The organism is Murimonas intestini (genome assembly GCF_024622195.1).
GTDB lineage: Bacteria > Bacillota > Clostridia > Lachnospirales > Lachnospiraceae > Murimonas > Murimonas intestini.
The window spans coordinates 155310-173447 of sequence record NZ_JANKBI010000010.1 but is presented as its reverse complement, the minus strand read 5'-3'; the positions used below and the strand labels follow the sequence as shown (position 1 = coordinate 173447).

At 47.5% G+C, this 18138-nt stretch carries 14 protein-coding genes; 13 read left to right on the top strand and 1 reads right to left on the bottom strand.

The window, feature by feature from the left end; all coding sequences use genetic code 11:
* The first annotated feature begins 1 nt into the window (after position 1).
* The 13 genes from addA (at position 2) to NSB28_RS15030 (ending at position 17015) form a co-directional block, all read left to right on the top strand.
* Positions 2–3661, top strand: a complete 3660-nt coding sequence (gene addA / locus NSB28_RS15090; protein WP_109747169.1) for a helicase-exonuclease AddAB subunit AddA — start codon at positions 2–4, stop codon at positions 3659–3661.
* Positions 3662–3723: 62 nt separating this feature from the next.
* Positions 3724–6669, top strand: a complete 2946-nt coding sequence (locus NSB28_RS15085; RefSeq protein ID WP_257497842.1) for a GtrA family protein — start codon at positions 3724–3726, stop codon at positions 6667–6669.
* 184 nt (positions 6670–6853) lie between these two features.
* Complete coding sequence (locus NSB28_RS15080) at positions 6854–8035, top strand: aminotransferase class I/II-fold pyridoxal phosphate-dependent enzyme (protein ID WP_109747171.1); 1182 nt, start codon at positions 6854–6856, stop codon at positions 8033–8035.
* A 2-nt stretch (positions 8036–8037) separates the two neighbouring features.
* Complete coding sequence (locus NSB28_RS15075; protein ID WP_257497843.1) at positions 8038–9123, top strand: acyltransferase; 1086 nt, start codon at positions 8038–8040, stop codon at positions 9121–9123.
* A gap of 192 nt (positions 9124–9315) precedes the next feature.
* Positions 9316–10230, top strand: a complete 915-nt coding sequence (murB, locus tag NSB28_RS15070) for a UDP-N-acetylmuramate dehydrogenase (protein WP_109747173.1) — start codon at positions 9316–9318, stop codon at positions 10228–10230.
* Positions 10227–11084, top strand: coding sequence for an RNase adapter RapZ (rapZ, locus tag NSB28_RS15065; RefSeq protein WP_109747174.1), 858 nt, complete (start codon positions 10227–10229; stop codon positions 11082–11084). The genes murB and rapZ overlap by 4 nt, the downstream gene beginning before the upstream one ends.
* Positions 11085–11094: 10 nt before the next feature.
* A complete protein-coding gene (gene whiA / locus NSB28_RS15060) occupies positions 11095–12042 on the top strand; it encodes a DNA-binding protein WhiA (RefSeq protein ID WP_109747175.1) in 948 nt (315 codons plus the stop codon).
* A gap of 15 nt (positions 12043–12057) precedes the next feature.
* Positions 12058–12312 carry an HPr family phosphocarrier protein gene (locus NSB28_RS15055; protein WP_109747176.1) on the top strand — a complete coding sequence of 85 codons (255 nt, stop codon included), beginning with the start codon at positions 12058–12060 and terminating at the stop codon, positions 12310–12312.
* 247 nt (positions 12313–12559) lie between these two features.
* Positions 12560–12868, top strand: coding sequence for a thiamine-binding protein (locus NSB28_RS15050; RefSeq protein ID WP_109747307.1), 309 nt, complete (start codon positions 12560–12562; stop codon positions 12866–12868).
* 76 nt (positions 12869–12944) lie between these two features.
* On the top strand, positions 12945–13619 hold the full coding sequence (locus NSB28_RS15045; protein WP_109747308.1) for an ABC transporter permease: 675 nt from the start codon (positions 12945–12947) through the stop codon (positions 13617–13619).
* Between the two features lie 29 nt (positions 13620–13648).
* Complete coding sequence (locus NSB28_RS15040; protein ID WP_109747177.1) at positions 13649–14638, top strand: ABC transporter substrate-binding protein; 990 nt, start codon at positions 13649–13651, stop codon at positions 14636–14638.
* Between the two features lie 38 nt (positions 14639–14676).
* Positions 14677–15417: an ABC transporter ATP-binding protein gene (locus tag NSB28_RS15035; protein ID WP_109747178.1), complete on the top strand. Its 741-nt coding sequence runs from the start codon at positions 14677–14679 to the stop codon at positions 15415–15417.
* 26 nt (positions 15418–15443) lie between these two features.
* Positions 15444–17015, top strand: coding sequence for a glycoside hydrolase family 43 protein (locus NSB28_RS15030; RefSeq protein ID WP_109747179.1), 1572 nt, complete (start codon positions 15444–15446; stop codon positions 17013–17015).
* 41 nt (positions 17016–17056) lie between these two features.
* Here the strand turns inward: NSB28_RS15030 and NSB28_RS15025 are convergent, their stop codons facing one another.
* Positions 17057–17986 carry a Fic family protein gene (locus tag NSB28_RS15025; protein WP_109747180.1) on the bottom strand — a complete coding sequence of 310 codons (930 nt, stop codon included), beginning with the start codon at positions 17984–17986 and terminating at the stop codon, positions 17057–17059.
* Positions 17987–18138: the final 152 nt, after the last annotated feature.

Sequence of the window (18138 nt, the reverse complement as noted above, 5' to 3'; positions counted from 1 at the left end):
AATGGGGATGACATGGACAGAAGAGCAGAAAAAAGTTATAGAGCTTAGGAACAGGAATATCCTTGTCTCAGCAGCAGCCGGTTCAGGAAAGACAGCAGTCCTGGTGGAGCGTATCCTGTCCATGGTGACGGATGAACGCCGTCCCGTGGACATTGATAAGCTGCTGATCGTCACCTTTACAAAGGCGGCGGCGGGTGAGATGAAGGAGAGGATACGTGACGCACTGGACAAGCGCCTGGAAGAGGACCCTGAGGATGAGTATCTGCAGAGACAGCTTACCTTGCTGAATAACGCCCAGATCACCACGATTGACAGCTTCTGCCAGTATGTGCTGAAGAGCTATTTCCATGTGATAGACGTGGACCCGGGCTACAGAGTCGGTGAGGAGGGGGAATTAAAGCTTCTGAAAAAAGATGTGGCCCAGGAGCTGCTTGAGGAGGCTTACAGCAGCCAGGACGGGGAGTTTGCCCATTGCGTGGAATGCTATGCCACGGGCAAGAACGACAGAGAGCTGGAAGACCTGATACTGAAGCTCCATGAGTTTTCCATGAGCTATCCCTGGCCCCTTAAATGGTACGGGGAATGTGAAAAGGCATATGAGATCCGCAGTCTGGAGGAGCTTGACAGGGCAGAGTGGATGAAGCTGCTGGTGAAGAATGTGAACAGCCTTCTGGAGGATGCCAGGGAACAGACTGAGGAAGCTCTCAGGCTGTGCCTGCAGGAAGATGGGCCATACATGTATGAGGAGGCGCTGCTGTCTGATAAGAAGATGATAGAAGGGCTGCTGGAGTGCAGGTCGTATCTGGAATATGCGTCGGCATTTAAAAATGCAGGAAAATTCGCGCGCCTTTCTGCCAAGAGGGATGTGAATGTCTCAGATGAGGCAAAAGAGCAGGTGAAAAATATGCGTGAGCAGGTCAAGAAGACGGTTTCGGCCATAATGGAACAGTATTTTTATGATTCTCCTGACCAGCTGCTCACAGATATGCAGTCATCTGCCCCGGCGGTACGGGAGCTTCTGCGTCTTGCGGGAGAGTTTTCAAAACGGTATGCAGAGAAAAAGCGTGATAAGAATCTGGTAGACTTCGGGGATATGGAACATTTTGCCCTGCAGATACTGGTAGAAGAGAAAGACGGGGAGATCGTACAGAGAGACGCGGCCAGAGAACTGGCTGAACGCTATGAGGAGATCCTCATAGATGAATACCAGGACAGCAATCTTGTCCAGGAGCTGATACTGACAAGTGTGTCTAAAAAGTATCAGGGGAAAAATAATATTTTCATGGTAGGGGACGTGAAGCAGAGTATCTACCGGTTCAGGCTGGCAAGGCCGGAGCTGTTTATGGAGAAGTATGATACTTATACACTGGAGGACGGGCCATTTCAGAGGATAGACCTGCATAAAAATTTCAGAAGCCGCAGCCAGGTGCTGGACGGGATCAATTATGTATTTTACCAGATCATGGATAAGGCTCTGGGCAATGTGGATTATAATGATGATGCAGCGCTCTACGCGGGCGCATCTTTCCCGGATGCAGAGGAGAGCGGCAGGATCGAGCTGCTTCTGCTGGATCTTACACAGGAGCAGGAGGTCGTGGAGGAATCAGGCGAGACGGCCAGAGAGATGGAAGCCAGGATGATAGGCAGACGCATCCTTGAGATAGTCGGAAAAGAAGAGGTACTGGATAAGAAGACAGGAAAATACCGCAAAGCGTGCTTCAGGGATATAGTTATTCTGCTGAGGACCATATCCGGCTGGGGAGATTCTTTTGCGCAGATACTGATGAGCATGGGAATCCCCGCTTATACAGGCTCCAGGACAGGCTACTTTTCAGCCGTTGAGGTGCAGACAGTACTTGCTATGCTGAAGATCATTGACAATCCGCGCCAGGACATACCCATGGCGGCCGTACTGTCCTCACCTGTGGGGAATATGAGCGCCAGGGAACTGGCTGTGATAAAGAGTGAGTTTAGGGAGCTTTCCTTTTATGAGGCGTGTATGTCATACAGCAAAAAGCAGGATGAGACGGGAAGTAAGCTGGCAGCTTTTTTAGAAATGCTGGAGAGCTTCAGGGAAGAAGTACCGTATACACCTATGCATGAGCTTTTGTGGGATGTGCTGGAGAAGACAGGGTACGGGAGATTTGTCTCTGCCATGCCGGGCGGGGACCAGAGAAGCGCTAATCTGAATATGCTGGTGGAGAAAGCGATGGCATTTGAATCTACCAGCTACAGGGGACTGTTTAATTTTATACGCTACATAGAGAACCTGAAGAAGTATGATGTGGATTATGGAGAGGCCAGCAGTGAAGGAGAGGCAGATGACACTGTCCGGATCGTGAGTATCCATAAGAGCAAAGGCCTGGAGTATCCCGTGGTGTTTGCGGCAGGTATGGGAAAGAAATTCAACCAGCAGGATACAAGGAGCAAACTCGTGCTGCACCCTGATCTGGGGGCGGGCTGTGATTATACAGATCCGGACCACAGGCTTCGTGTTCCCACCCTGCTGAAAAAAGTGATACAGCGGCAGACTGCCAATGAGAATCTGGGGGAGGAGCTGAGAGTATTATATGTGGCTCTGACAAGGGCTAAAGAGAAGCTCATCCTGACCGGGGCGGCGGAAAAACTGGAAGACAGGCTGAAGAAATGGAGCCAGCAGGGTTTAAGAAGAGAAGAGAGGCTGTCATTTTCCGCGCTGGCAGGGGCATCAAGTTATCTGGACTGGGTCATGCCCGCCTTTTTAAGACACGGAAGGTCTGTGAGACTTCTGGAGCAGTATGGGATCATGGCGCACAGGGATATCAGCAGTGAAAAACCGCTGGATCTGCAGGTCAGGGCGGTACTGCCGGGGGAACTTGTGATGGCGGAAGCCAGGCAGCAGTTGGAGAGCGTCTTCTCAAAGGAGGAGCTGCTTGACTGGAATGTCCGGGAGGTGTATGACGCAGAAGCACGGGACAGGATAGCAGGCAGGCTGGAGGCAGTATATCCATATGAGAAGAATGCGGGAATCCACACAAAGATCACAGTCTCTGAACTGAAAAAGCAGAGCCAGGCAGCGGATGCGGCAGATGAGATATCCTCAGTGCGGCATTATGAGGAACCACAGGCAGCGCCGCTCATACCAAAGTTTATGCAGGCACAGGAGGAGGTCAGCGGCGCTGCCAGAGGAACTGTCTATCACAAGATCCTGGAAAATCTGGACTTTGAGATAGAGGGCGCAGAGGAACAGATACAGGAAATGATACGCAGCGGCAGGCTGACGGCTGATGAGGCGGGGGCTGTGGACGCCCGGAGGCTGGACAGGTTTATGGGTTGTTCCCTGGGCAAAAGGATGGCATCGGCTTCCAGAGAAGGGAAACTTTTCAGAGAACAGCAGTTTATCCTGGGAATAGATGCACACCAGGCAAATCCTGAATGGGACAGCGAAGAGCAGATTCTGGTACAGGGAATCATAGATGCCTTTTTCTATGAGGAAGAAAAAATCGTGCTTGTGGATTATAAGACAGATTATGTGCCGTATGGGGGGGAGCAGAACCTCTGTGAAAAGTACAAAGTCCAGCTGGATTATTATGCGGCGGCGCTGGAGCGGATGACAGGGAAGAAGGTAAAGGAGAAGATATTGTACTCTTTCTGGCTTCAGAAAGAGTTAAGGAATAACTGATTGATTTATGCAAAAAAGAAAGGTATACTATTGTGGATTAATTGAAGATTAGGATGAGGAGTATGATTGAATTTATAAAGAAACTGTATCAGACAAGGGCGTTCAGATATATCTTTTTCGGAGGATGCACGACTCTTGTAAACCTGGGGGCATACGCGAGCCTGCGTTATGTCGCGGGAATTGACATTACGATTGCAAATTTCATGGCTATCGGACTGTCCATCATTTTTGCCTATGTGGTGAACAAGCTTTTTGTATTTGAGAGCAGGACACATGGTTTTAAGGAACTGGCGAAGGAATGTGCGCAGTTTATCGGTATGAGGCTCAGCACCATGTTCATCGAAGTATTCGGTGTCATATTGCTCAGCTGTGTATGGGGCATTCATGACATGGTGGCCAAGCTGGTGATCCAGGTGGTTGTTCTCGTGCTCAACTATATTTTCAGCAAAATGTACATATTCAAAGAAAAAGATCTGGTGACGGAGATATCGGCCCAGGAGAGCAGAAGAAGGCGTGTGACAAAGCGCTGCTGTATTTGGGGATTTTCCATACCTGCAGTCGTTATGGTTATCGCATTCATGGTCAACAGGGTGTTCCCGCTGGGGGATCATGGAGTCCTGATCATAGACTCCCTGCACCAGTACCTGCCGTTTTTTACAGACTTCCACGACAAGCTGGCCAACAGTGAGTCGTTGCTGTATTCTTTTGGAGGCGGCCTTGGATATAATTTCTGGGCGACATATGCCTATTACCTGGCAAGTCCCTTCAATTTCCTGATTACGCTTTTCCCTAAGGAAAATATGATGGATGTGATGGCTCTTTTTATCGTGCTGAAGATCGGAGCCTGCGGCGGTATTTTCTCCTGGTATCTGTCTGTGAGGAACAGAGGGAAAAATTATCTGCCGGTAATGTTCGGTACTATGTTTGCACTGTCAAGCTTCATGATCGGATATTATTTTAATCTGATGTGGCTGGACAGTATTGCAATGGTTCCCCTCATTATGATGGGAATAGAGCGCATTGTGAAAGGAAAGAGCGGGAGACTGTTTTGCCTTGCCCTTTTCTACGGGCTGTTCTGCAATTATTATATTGGGTTCATGCTGTGCCTGTTCTCCTGCCTCTACTTCCTTGTACAGTGGGTAAGCGCAAAAGAAGCGGGAGTGAAAAGGATATTCAGATCCTGTCTGACCTTCGGCTGGTACGCTCTTCTTGCAGGAGGCATGGCTGCGATCGTGCTGCTGCCTGCTTATCTGGGACTTGGGACTACAGAATCCGTGGTGGGGAATAATTTTCCGTCCACAATAAAGTTTTATGCAGGCGGCCTCTCTCAGATGACAGGACAGTTTGCGTTTGTGGAGCCTATCAATATCGCGGATACACAGGAGGGGCTGAATGCTTTCTGCGGAACGCTGACGCTGATCTTCATGGTTCTCTATCTGCTGGATAATAAGAGGACTAAGCGTGAGAGGATAGCAAAGGGCCTGCTCTGTGCATTTTTATATCTGAGCTTTGATTTAAATGTGCTCAACTTTATCTGGCATGGTTTCCATACCCAGAACGGGCTGCCCAACAGGTTTGCTTTCCTGTATATCATCATGCTGCTTTCGATCGGGTTTGACACTCTCTCAGATGTCAGGGAGCTGCATCCGGTGAAAATCGTGTTTTCCTGCCTGGTCCCATTAGGCTTTACGGCATTCTGCGGCCTGACTGGTTACGGGGAACAGAAGACATATGCCTACATCATTACAGGCATACTGATAGTGGTCTACATGGTCCTTCTGCTTGTATACAGACTGGTGAGGAATAAGAAAAAATTATTCCGCAATGTCATACTGGGCGTGACTGTGGCAGAGATGGCTGCTTATGGGATCTACGGTGTCTGCTGCAATGGAACTGTGGGCAGAAGCACCTACCTGAATGAGCAGAAGGCATATGAAAAGCTCATGGCCAGGAAAGGTGATGATACCTTCTTCAGGAGTGAGATTGACAGCACAAGGATGCGCAATGAGAATATGTTCCTTGGGGCAAATGGGGTGGTTCTGTTTTCCTCTACGATGCCGGAAGCCACTACAAACTTCTGCGATGCCCTGGGCATTGAGGCAAGGACGAATAAAAACGGATATAACGGCTTTACTAAGCTGATGAATGATGTCTTTGGAGTGAAATACGTGGTGTCTAAGACAAACGGACAGACACTCTACCAGATGCCTCAGATCGATTTTGAAGATCCGCTGGCCCTGTATGAAAATACAAATGCTTTATCTATAGGCTTTATGGTCAACTCCAATATCAGGAATTGGGATATAGATCAGGAGGAGCCCCTGAATGTACAGAACCAGTTTGTTTTTCTGGCTACAGGGAACGGCCCTATCTACACAGAGATAAGTACTATCAAGATGGAGGACGGCAAAAGCTATAATGTGACTCTTCCGGCGGGAAAACAGGTCTATATTGATCTGGGCACCAAGATAGAGAAGCTGCAGGTAGTCACTCCGGAATATGATAAAAAATATGAGACATATAATGATCATCTCTATGATCTGGGATGTTATGACACTGAGGAGATGGCAACCATCACCTGTACGCTGAAGGAAAGCCAGAAGGGGCCTGTAGAAGCAAGGCTCTATTACTGTGACAATGACGCCTATGAAAATGTGCGCAGCGCTCTTGCAGAGAGCCAGCTGGAGGATACGCAGATATCTGACGGCAGCGTAAAAGGCACTGTGGATGTGAAGAAGGCGGGGACGCTTATGCTTACGATCCCATATGACACAGGCTGGAAGATACTTGTTGACGGACATAGAACGGAGGCTTACCGTGTAGGTGAAGCTCTCATGGGTGTAGATCTGGATGCCGGAGTCCACACGATTTCTATGGAATATACAGCTCCAGGGCTGTGGGAGGGAAGTATCCTCACGTTCCTGTGCGTAGCTCTTTATATGGCCAGTGGAATACTGGAAAGAAAGCTTGCCCGTAGAAACAGCTTGCACGCAGAAACGGCTGATTAGAAAAGAGATGAACCTGCTGCCCCGACGGCAGTGCCGGCTGACTGCCGGACTGTCCGGGCATGGGAATATAAGGGGGTGCTGCCGGGAAGGCAGCATCCCCTCGGCTGTAAAAGGCAGAATCAGGGTTACTGGTCGGAGTGAACAGTAACGAATCAGGCAGGACCTGTCTGGAAAGGAAAGAACAATGCAGATTAAGTTTTCAGAGAAAACACAAATGTTTCAGGCCGGCATTTTTGCGGTATTGAATGAAAGGAAAGAGGAACTCCTGAATAAAGGAATGAAAATATACAATCTTTCTGTGGGGACGCCTGATTTTAAACCTGCGCCCCATGTGATGGAGGCCCTTACAAAGGCGTCCTCAGACCCTGAAAATTATAAATACGCCCTGAAAGATAAAAGGGAGCTTCTGGATGCAGTATCAGATTTTTATATGGAGCGCTTTGGCGTGAGCCTGGACAGAGAAGAAATCATGTCTGTCAACGGCTCCCAGGAGGGAATGGCCCATTTTGCCTGGGCGCTGTGTGATCCGGGAGATATTGTCCTTGTACCGGATCCGGGATATCCCATATTTTCTGCCGGTCCTCTGCTGTGCGGGGCCAAAACGGTGCCGTATCCCCTTTACAGGGAGAATGGTTATCTGCCCAGGCTGTCAGAAATACCTGAGGAGACGGCCAGGGCTGCTAAGTTTATGATAGTCTCCTATCCGCTGAATCCTGTGTGTGTGACAGCGCCGGACAGCTTCTATAAAGAGCTGATATCATTTGCCAGGGAATATGAGATTGTGATCCTGCATGATAACGCATATTCTGATATTGTGTACGGCGGCAGAACCGGCGGCTCTTTTTTGGCACATGAAGGGGCCAAGGAGGTGGGGGTAGAATTCTACTCACTCTCTAAATCGTATAATCTGACAGGCGCCAGGATCTCTTTCGTGGTGGGCAATAAGGAGATCGTCAGGACATTCAGGGATCTGCGCACCCAGTTTGACTACGGGGTCTTTCTGCCAGTGCAGTATGCCGCCATTGCAGCCCTCAGAGGGCCGAAGGATGCTGTCAGGATGCAGCGGGAGGAGTATGAGAAAAGGAACCATGCACTCTGCCGGGGCCTGAGGGATATTGGCTGGGAAGTTCCGGACAGCCAGGGTACAATGTTTGTGTGGGCGCCGCTGCCGGAAGGTTATGAGAATTCCGAAAAATTTACTCTGGAACTGATGGAGCGTTCAGGAGTCATCTGCGTGCCGGGAAGCAGCTTTGGAAGCCTGGGCGAGGGATATGTCAGGTTTGCGCTTGTGCTGCCTGCTGAGGAGATGGAAAAGGCCGTACAGGCTGTCAGAGAGAGCGGTATACTGGATAAGGGGAGCAGATGATCATGAGTGAACAAAAGAACGGAACAAAAGGCAGAGTGAAAAGCAAAGATGCAGGCAGGAGCGCGGGCCTTGACATTGTCAGAAGCGCGGCAGTTTTTTTTGTTGTATCTGTGCATTTTTTCTATAATAATGGGTATTACAGCCAGGAGCTGGAAGGCGTAAACATGTTTCTGATGACAGCCATGAGGTGGCTGTTCTACTCATGTGTGCCTCTGTTTTTAATATTGTCGGGTTTCCTGATGAACAGGAAAAAACCGGATAAGGCATATTATATGAAGATATTCAGAATCCTGGGAGAATATCTGATGGCTTGCATCCTGTGTAATCTGTTTAAAACAGTCTGCCAGGACAAGGAACTGGATTTTGCGGGATGGATCTATTCTATCCTGGATTTCTCGGCAGCGCCGTATTCCTGGTATGTCTCTATGTATACAGGGCTTTTCCTGCTGATACCGTTTCTGAATAAGGCTTACGGAGGGCCGGAAGTACCTAAAAAGCATAAGCAGATACTTTTACTTTCTATGCTGTTCATCACAGCGCTTCCGGGGATCATTAATTATGAGCATTCATATCTTCCTGCATGGTGGCCGAGACTCTATCCATTTACATATTACTTTATCGGCTGCTATCTGGCTGAATTCAGGTTAAAGCCGGCCAAGTGGAAGTGTGCCCTGGGAATTGCGGCCCTCTCTTTTGGACAGGCAGCTGTCAGCTTTATGACAGTAACTGATAAGAATAAATTCAACTGGAATTTTCCCTCGGGATATGGAGCGCTTCCCACAGTGGGGATAGCTGTCCTGGTATTTTTGATGCTCTATCGGATAGAGATACATAACTGGCTGGTAAAGAAGATATTTTTTGTTGTCAGCGCCTGCTCACTGAGCATATATCTGCTGTCATGGATAGCTGACCAGATCATCTATAAGCAGTTCAACCAGAAGGTGGCGTTTATACCTGATAAGCTGGGCTGGTATTTTGTGATTGTGCCTCTTGTATTTGCAAGTACGCTGATACCAGCATACTTATGCCATAAATTAGTGAATATTCCCGGCATTGCTTTAAAGCAGAGCCATAAACAGCAACGGTGAACAGGCAATATGTAACAGTTCAGCCGTCTGCCATTCAGCAGCCGTCTGAACTGTTACGGCAGTATTGCCACTGGCAAAAAAGATGCTTGAATAAAAAAGACTTCTATTGTATTATTAATAAGGCATATCTTTAAGAAAAAGAAGGGCTGTGTTTTTAGCAGTCTTTAAAATAATTTAGATTGGGGAAAGTCAGTGAATCAGGATTTATGGAATCAGTTCTGCAGTATAGTAGGAAGTGACAACGCATATATCGATGAACCGATGAAAAAACATACAACGTTCAGGATCGGCGGACCTGCTGATTATTATATCATACCACACAGCAGAGAGGAGCTTATGCAGGTGATCAGTGCCTGCAGGGCAGGCGGTGAGGAATACTACATCCTTGGAAATGGAAGTAATCTTCTGGTTGGAGATAAAGGATACCGGGGAACGGTCATCCAGCTGCTGAAGAATTTCAGCGATATCACATTGGAGGAAAATATGATCAGGGCCAGATCGGGAGCCCTTTTGTCCAGGATAGCAGCGAAAGCTTTGGAATACGGGCTTACAGGTTTTGAATTTGCGGCGGGCATCCCGGGTACTCTGGGAGGGGCAGTCGTGATGAATGCAGGAGCCTATGGCGGTGAGATGAAAGATGTCCTGGAGGAAGTCACAGTCCTGAGCCAGGAGGGAGAAGTTATTGTTCTCGGCAGGGATGAGCTGGACTTAGGATACAGGACCAGCGCTGTGGCAAAGAAAAATTATATTGCACTGGAGGCTGTGATAGCCCTGGCGCCCGGAGATAAATTGAAGATCCGTCAGAGGATGGATGAACTGAAGGAAAAAAGAGTTTCAAAACAGCCCCTGGAATTTGCCAGTGCGGGCAGTACTTTTAAGAGGCCCGAAGGAAATTTTGCCGGAAAGCTTATTATGGAAGCTGGACTTGCCGGATTTTCAGTGGGAGATGCGCAGGTGTCTGAAAAGCACTGCGGTTTTGTGATAAACAGAGGAGATGCTGCGGCTTCAGATGTCAGAGAGCTTATGGCGGAGGTGGTCCGCAGAGTCAGGGAGCACTCGGGGATTACGCTTGAGCCGGAAGTGAAGATGTTGGGAGAATTCAAATGAGATTTGTCATTGTGACAGGTATGTCAGGAGCAGGGAAAAGTACAACGCTGAAGATGCTGGAAGATATGGGCTATTTTTGCGTAGACAATCTTCCGATTCCTCTTCTGGAGAAATTTGCCCATCTGGCATGCACTCCGGGGAACGAGATTGAAAAAGCTGCCATGGGTGTAGATATCAGAAGCGGCGTTGCTTTAAGCGAGATGGAAAAAATCCTGGAGAAGATGACTTTGACAGGGATCAAGCATGAGATCCTGTTTCTGGATGCCTCAGATGAGGTGCTGGTTAAGAGGTACAAGGAGACAAGGAGGAGCCACCCGCTGGCCAAGGCGGGCAGGGTGGACCAGGGAATCGCCCAGGAAAGGAAGAAGCTTGCCTTTCTGAAAAAGCATGCAGATTATATTATTGATACAAGCCAGCTGCTCACAAGAGAACTGAATGTGGAGCTGGATAAGATATTTGTAAAAAATGAAGAGTTTAAGAATCTTGTGATTACTGTCCTTTCTTTCGGATTTAAGTATGGGATTCCAAGTGATTCTGATTTAGTATTTGATGTGAGATTCCTGCCCAACCCGTTTTATATCGATGCTCTGCGCAGTAAAACGGGAAATGACAGGGAAGTTCAGGACTATGTGATGGGTTTTGACCTTACAAAGACATTCTTAAGTAAGCTGACTGATATGGTAGAGTTTTTGATACCCAACTATGTGCTGGAGGGAAAGAACCAGCTGGTGATTAGTATAGGCTGTACAGGCGGTAAGCACCGTTCAGTGACTCTGGCGAACAAGCTCTATGAATGTCTGAATGGACAGAAGGAATACGGGGTCAAGATTGAGCACAGAGATATAAGCAGATGAGAGGTGGCATATGTCCTTTTCAAGCGAGGTAAAAGAAGAACTGTCCAGGCAGCTGTCCACAGCAAGGCACTGCCAGATAGCCGAGATAGCAGCTATCATAAGCATGTGCGGAGGGATCACTATTTCTGCGAAAGACAGATACTGCCTGAAAATCCAGACAGAAAATGTGGCAGTTTCAAGAAAGTACTTTACATTATTGAAAAAAACATTTAATATATGTACTGAGGTCTCGATTAAGCAGCATGTCAGCCAGAAGAAAAGCCGTACATACATGGTCCTTATTAAAAGCCATGAGGATACTATGCGTGTACTGCAGGCAGCGAAGCTGATAGGGAAAGATATGGAGATCGGTGAGGACTTTTCTGCCGTAAGTAACGTGGTAGTGCAGAATGCCTGCTGCAGAAGGGCATTTATAAGAGGAGCGTTTCTGGCAGCCGGATCAATCAGCGCACCTGAAAAGTTCTATCATTTTGAGATCGTCTGTATGTCAGTATATAAAGCAGAACAGCTGCAGGCAATCATTAATACCTTTGATATTGATGCAAAGATAGTGCAGAGAAAGAAGTACTATGTTGTATATATCAAAGAGGGAGCCCAGATCGTGGAAATCCTGAATGTGATGGAAGCACATGTGGCTCTGATGAATCTGGAGAATGTCCGTATCCTGAAGGAAATGCGCAACAGCGTGAACCGCCAGGTGAACTGTGAGACGGCCAATATCAATAAGACGGTAAATGCGGCGGTTAAGCAGATCGAGGATATTCAATATATACAGTCTACGATTGGGTTTGATTCTTTGTCCGAAGGCCTTGAGGATGTTGCAAGGCTGCGGCTGGAGCAGCCCGAAGCCACCTTAAAAGAGCTAGGTATGATGCTGACACCACAGGTAGGAAAATCAGGTGTGAATCATAGATTGAGAAAGTTAAGCAACTTAGCAGATGAGCTTAGAGGAAAGTAAGGAGGAGCATTATTTATGAAAAAGAAACCAATTACCATTCAGATTGCAAGCGGTCTTGAGGCGAGGCCTGTAGCTTTACTTGTACAGGTGGCAAGCCAGTTTGAGAGTGACATTTATGTAGAATCTGGAGAAAAAAAGGTTAATGCCAAGAGTATTATGGGAATGATGACCCTGGGTCTCATAGAGGGTGAGAATATCACTGTCACTGCGAACGGCGGCGATGAAGAGTATGCGCTGGAGAAGATTGAAGAATTTTTAAGCGGCAGATAGGATGCCTTCTGGGAATCCCGGAAGCTGAAAATTTAAATAGAAAACACGGGGAGCCGGGAGAGCCTGGCTGAGAGTAAACTACCAGAATGTTTAGACCCATGACCTGATTTGGATAATGCCAACGTAGGGAGAATAGAGTGTTGATACATTATATTGTGTTTCATTCATTAAAAAGGACTTCTTCCAAGGCAGGAGGTCCTTTTTAATGTTTATAAATAAAATAATTTCAAAAAAAAGGAGAATGAATATGAACGCAAGTGTAGCGATCCAGACATTGCCAAAGGCAGAAAATGATGAGGAATTGATCCGTATAGTTGATGAGGTGATCGATTATATTAAAAGCACAGGCCTGAATTATTATGTGGGACCTTTTGAGACAGCTATTGAGGGGGACTATGACGAGCTCATGGATATTGTAAAGGAATGCCAGCATATAGCAATAAGGGCCGGAGCTCCCTCTGTGTCAGCTTATATCAAGGTTACCTATAAGCCGGAAGGAGATGTTCTGACAATTGAGAAAAAAGTCACAAAACATCATCAGCAGCAGGGCGAATAAGAAGAATGGATTCGCTTCCAGGCTGCTTCCGTTTTCAGCCATAGCTGCAGTGCTTGTTATCTGGCAGACGGTCAGTATGACAGGCCTGGTGCCGGAATTTATGCTTCCGTCCCCGGTGGGAGTAGCCAGGGCGTTTATCGGTGATTTTCCGCTGCTCATGTCTCATCTGTGGACATCCCTGGCAGAAGCATTTCTGGGACTGGGGTTAGGTATTCTTGTCGGGTTTCTGGCAGCATTGCTCATGGACAGCTTTGAGGGCTGCTACAGGGCATTCTATCCTGTCATTGTCATCACACAGACGATTCCAACGATTGCCATAGCCCCGCTTCTTGTACTGTGGATGGGATATGATATAGCTCCGAAGGTCACCCTGATAGTGATCGTCACGTTTTTCCCGATCGCGGTGGGGCTCCTGGAAGGATTCCGCTCAGCGGATGAGGATGCCCTGCGTCTGCTGAAGGCTATGGGAGCAGGCAGGTGGCAGATTTTCAGATATGTAAAATTTCCCCAGGCTTTGAACAGCTTCTTTAGCAGCCTGCGTATTTCTGTATCTTACTCTGTAGTAGGCGCAGTGATCGCAGAGTGGCTGGGAGGCTATAAAGGGCTTGGGGTTTATATGACAAGAGTAAGGAGCGCTTATGCGTTTGACAAAATGTTTGCGGTGATCTTTTTGATATCCGCTATCAGTCTCCTGCTTATGGGCTGTGTTACATTGCTGAGAAAGAAATGTATGCCCTGGGAGAAAAAATAAATTGACCAAGATTAAAGAGGAGGAAACACATGAAAAAGAAAAAAATATTACTGACAGCGGCCCTGGCGGCTGCAGCAGTCCTGACAGGCAGCACGGGATTTAAAACAGAAGCTGCATCAAAAATAACATTTGTTCTGGACTGGACTCCAAATACGAACCATACGGGATTATACATCGCCCAGGAAAAGGGGTATTTTGAAGAAGCAGGCCTGGAGGTGGAGATCGTGCAGCCGCCGGAAGACGGGGCTACGCTTATGGTGGCTTCAGGACAGGCCCAGTTCGGGGTAGATTTCCAGGACAGCATGGCTCCGGCTCTCTCAGGGGACAGCGCGCTGCCGGTGACTGCAGTGGCGGCCGTGATACAGCATAATACATCGGGCATCATTTCCAGAAAAGGGGAAGGGATGGACAGGCCTAAAGGAATGGAGGAGCATACTTATGCCACCTGGGATCTTCCGGTAGAACAGGCAATGATAAAGAATGTGGTAGAAGGCGACGGCGGGGATTTCAGCAAAGTGGATATGATCCCAAGTACAGTCACAGATGAGGTGAGCGCCCTTAAATCCAGGCAGGTGGATTCCATCTGGGTCTATTATGCATGGGGAGGCATTGCCACAGAGGTAAATGACCTGGAGACTGACTATTTTGCTTTCTCAGATCTGAATCCGGTGTTTGACTACTATACTCCTGTAATTATTGCAAATAACGATTTTCTGAGTGAAGATCCGGAAACTGCCAAAGCATTCATGAGCGCATTGTCAAAGGGATATGAGGATGCCATAGCAGACCCCCAGGGTGCAGCGGAAATCCTCTGCAAAGCAGCTCCTGAGCTGGATAAAGCCATGGTGGAGGCAAGCCAGGAATATCTGGCAGACAAGTACCAGGCAGAAGCCGAAAAGTGGGGATATATTGATGCCGGGAGATGGAATGCTTTCTATAACTGGTTAAATGAAAATGAGCTTGTAACTGCTCCCATCCAGGAGAACACAGGCTTCTCTAATGATTATCTGCCGGAATGAGAAGAGTCTGACGGCATAGAGACAAGGATGCAGAAAGTATGGAAAAATTAAGAGTAACCCATGTGGCCAAGGCCTTTGAGGACAAGCAGGTTTTAAAGGATGTGAATATCACATTAAGAGAAAAGGAAATAGTAAGCCTTTTGGGCGTCAGCGGCGTTGGGAAGACAACACTGTTCCATATTATAGCGGGCCTTACCATGCCGGATGAAGGCCAGGTAGTCATGGAAGGGGAGGAGATCACAGGAAAGCCGGGCTATGTCAGCTATATGCTGCAAAAAGACCTGCTGCTGCCTTACAGGACAATAGTTGATAATGTGGCCCTCCCTCTTCTGGTAAAAGGCGTGAAAAAAAAGGAAGCCAGAGAGAAGGCCGGTGCGTATTTTGAAGAATTCGGGCTGGAAGGAACACAGAAAAAATATCCGGCCCAGCTCTCAGGAGGCATGCGCCAGAGAGCTGCGCTGCTGCGCACTTACCTTTTTTCAAAAGGGGTCGCTCTCCTGGATGAACCATTTTCCGCACTTGATACAATAACAAAAGGCTCCATGCACAGATGGTATCTGGATATCATGGAACAGATACAGCTCTCCACAATATTTATAACCCATGACATAGATGAAGCCATCCTTCTCTCAGACAGAGTTTTCCTGATGGGCGGACAGCCTGGGACTATCACAAAGGAAATCATCATAAATGAACCAAAGCCCAGACGGGAAGATTTTAATCTGACAGAAGAATTTTTGGAATATAAGCGGGAGATCATCAGGGAGCTGAAAGGTTAAAACAGTGGATAGGAGAGGAAGCAATTATGTTTGAGTATGCTGAAGAAACGGGCAGGTGGTTTCCTGACCTGGGAAATGGCATGTATAAAAATCCGGTTATTTTCGCGGATTATTCAGATCCGGACGTTGTCCGTTATAAGGGAGTCTATTATTTGATCGCATCAAGCTTTAATCTGACTCCTGTGATTCCTGTGCTCAGGTCGTTTGATTTGATCAATTGGAGGATATGCAGCTACATATCAGAAAATCTTCCTCTGGATGGATATGATGTGCCGCAGCACAGCAGGGGAATCTGGGCCCCGAGTCTGCTGGAGCATGACGGACGTCTTTATATGTATGTGTTTACGCCGGATGAAGGGCTGTTTGTCAGTACTTCTGAGGCGCCTGAGAGTACATGGAGCCCTTTAAAGAAAATCTGCAGTTCCAGAGGTTGGATTGACTGTACCGTATTCTGGGATGACGATGGTGCCTGTTATCTTGTACACGGATATGCCGCCAGCAGGGCCGGGTTTAACAGTGTGCTGACTCTCCGGAGAATGAGTGAGGACGGAATGTCACTGAAGGATGAGGAGAAGACGGACATTTTTGATGCCAGAGGGCGCCATGATACGTTGGAAGGCCCTAAGCTGTTTAAAAGGAACGGATGGTATTATATCATCGCTCCGGCAGGCGGGATTGAACATGGCTATCAGGTTATGCTGCGGTCAAAATGTATAGAAGGGCCATATGAGGACAGGATCATCCTGCATGAGCTGGAGGGCGGCACTATTAATGGACCGAGACAGGGAAATATAGTGGCTGATGACTCGGGGAGGGAATGGTTCCTGCACTTCCGTGATATGGGATCGTATGGCCGGGTCATCTGTCTGGAGCCTGTGAAATGGCTGGAAGATGGCTGGGCTGTGTTTGGAGAGGATGTAAATGGAGATGGTATCGGCGAGCCGGTGCAGACATTTACAAAACCATATGTCAGTGGAAATTACCCTGCGGAGATACCCCAGACAGATGATGATTTTACAGGAGAAGGGCCGGGGCTTATCTGGCAGTGGAATGCAAACCACAAAAAAGACTGGTATGATACCAGCCAGAATCCAGGACATCTGCGTCTGCGCGCTCTCTTGCCGGAGACGAGCGGCTGCCTTTTTGATCAGAGGAACCTTCTGGCATGTAAATTTCCGGGCCCTAATTTTACAGCGGAGGTGACTGTGGGCCTTGTGCATGATGGAGTGAGGGCCGGGCTGATGGCAGTGGGGAATCAATACGGCTTTCTGGAACTGTCAGGAGGACCAAAAGAGTGCAGGATCATCTGGGGAAGAGGAGTTGTGCTAAAGGAAGAGCAGTGGGAAAAGGCGGTAGTAAAAATACCGGCCGGCGGACGTCATCAGATACGTCTGCGCCTGGCCGTCAGATTTAACGCAGTCTGCAGTTTTTATTATGAAGGAGAAGACGGAAAGTTTTATGCCATCGGTGAGGAATACCAGACAGGCAGAGATACCTGGATGGGGGCAAAGATAGGCCTATATTCTATAAAAAACGGTGTACCGGAAAGTGATGGGGCTGAGAGGTATGCGGAATTTTCCGGATTCCGGGTATTCTAAAAATACTTGTAAGTATAGGCGGTCCGTCCCGCAGTTCCCTTTCATGATTTTAATTTTACAATCTCTAAATACTGGTCAAGGCGTTGACTTACATATTCTGCGACAAGTAAAACCATATCATTGGCTTTGCCGTCACGATAAAATGTGTCAAAAGCCTCATAATACCGTCTGCGGTCTGCAAACTTAACATTGATTGCAGGGTATCCGCTGCGGATAAGTTCAAGATTTAAGAGCAGACGTCCTGTTCTGCCGTTACCATCGATAAAAGGGTGGATTCCTTCAAATTCAAGATGAAAACGGGCAATGCGTTCAGTGGGGTGCATTGTCTTTTTTCGTTCTTCATTTTCGGAAAGCAATTCCGCCAGCTTTGGTTCAATGAGATACGGCTGTGCAGGTTCGGTATATGCGCCTGCAATAGTAACAGGAATACGCCGGTAAATGCCTTTATCTTCAGGTCTGTTAATTAGCACAAGCGAATGAATAGCCTTAATTTCCGTATCACGCAAACGCACCTTGTTCTGTGCAATCTCCACGATATAAAGGAATGCGTCACGATGACCGACAGCCTCAAGGTGGTCTTTTAAAGGTTTGCGGTCAATCGTCATTCCCTCAAGCACCATAGCGGTTTCTCTGAGCGTTAGTGTGTTGCCTTCGATAGCGTTTGAGTTATAAGTGAAATCTATCATAAATTCATCACGCAAACGCTGTGTTTCTCCTGCGGTAAGCGGCCGCATACTATCGAGTTTTACTTTTTTACTATCTATTGCTGTCAGTATATCAGCAAATTCGCCACGCTTTCTTTTGTTAGGCAATTTGCGTTTATCTAATGGCTTGTCGGTACCTGCGGGAATCATATACAATTTACCCTTACGGATAACACCGTCAATTTCTCCATTGGCGCAAAGCAGGCGAACACGCCGGGTAGAAATACCCCATTTTTCCGCAGCTTGTGTAACTGTTAAATATTCCATCTTTTTACCTCCTGTTATGAGGACATCAAAATACAAAGATAGTATATCACATAATCGGAACAATTACATTGTAATTTAAAAATTTCTTACAACAAAATTCCGATATTGAGACGATCTTAAGACTATGATAAAGAACGTTACTGTTCACACGT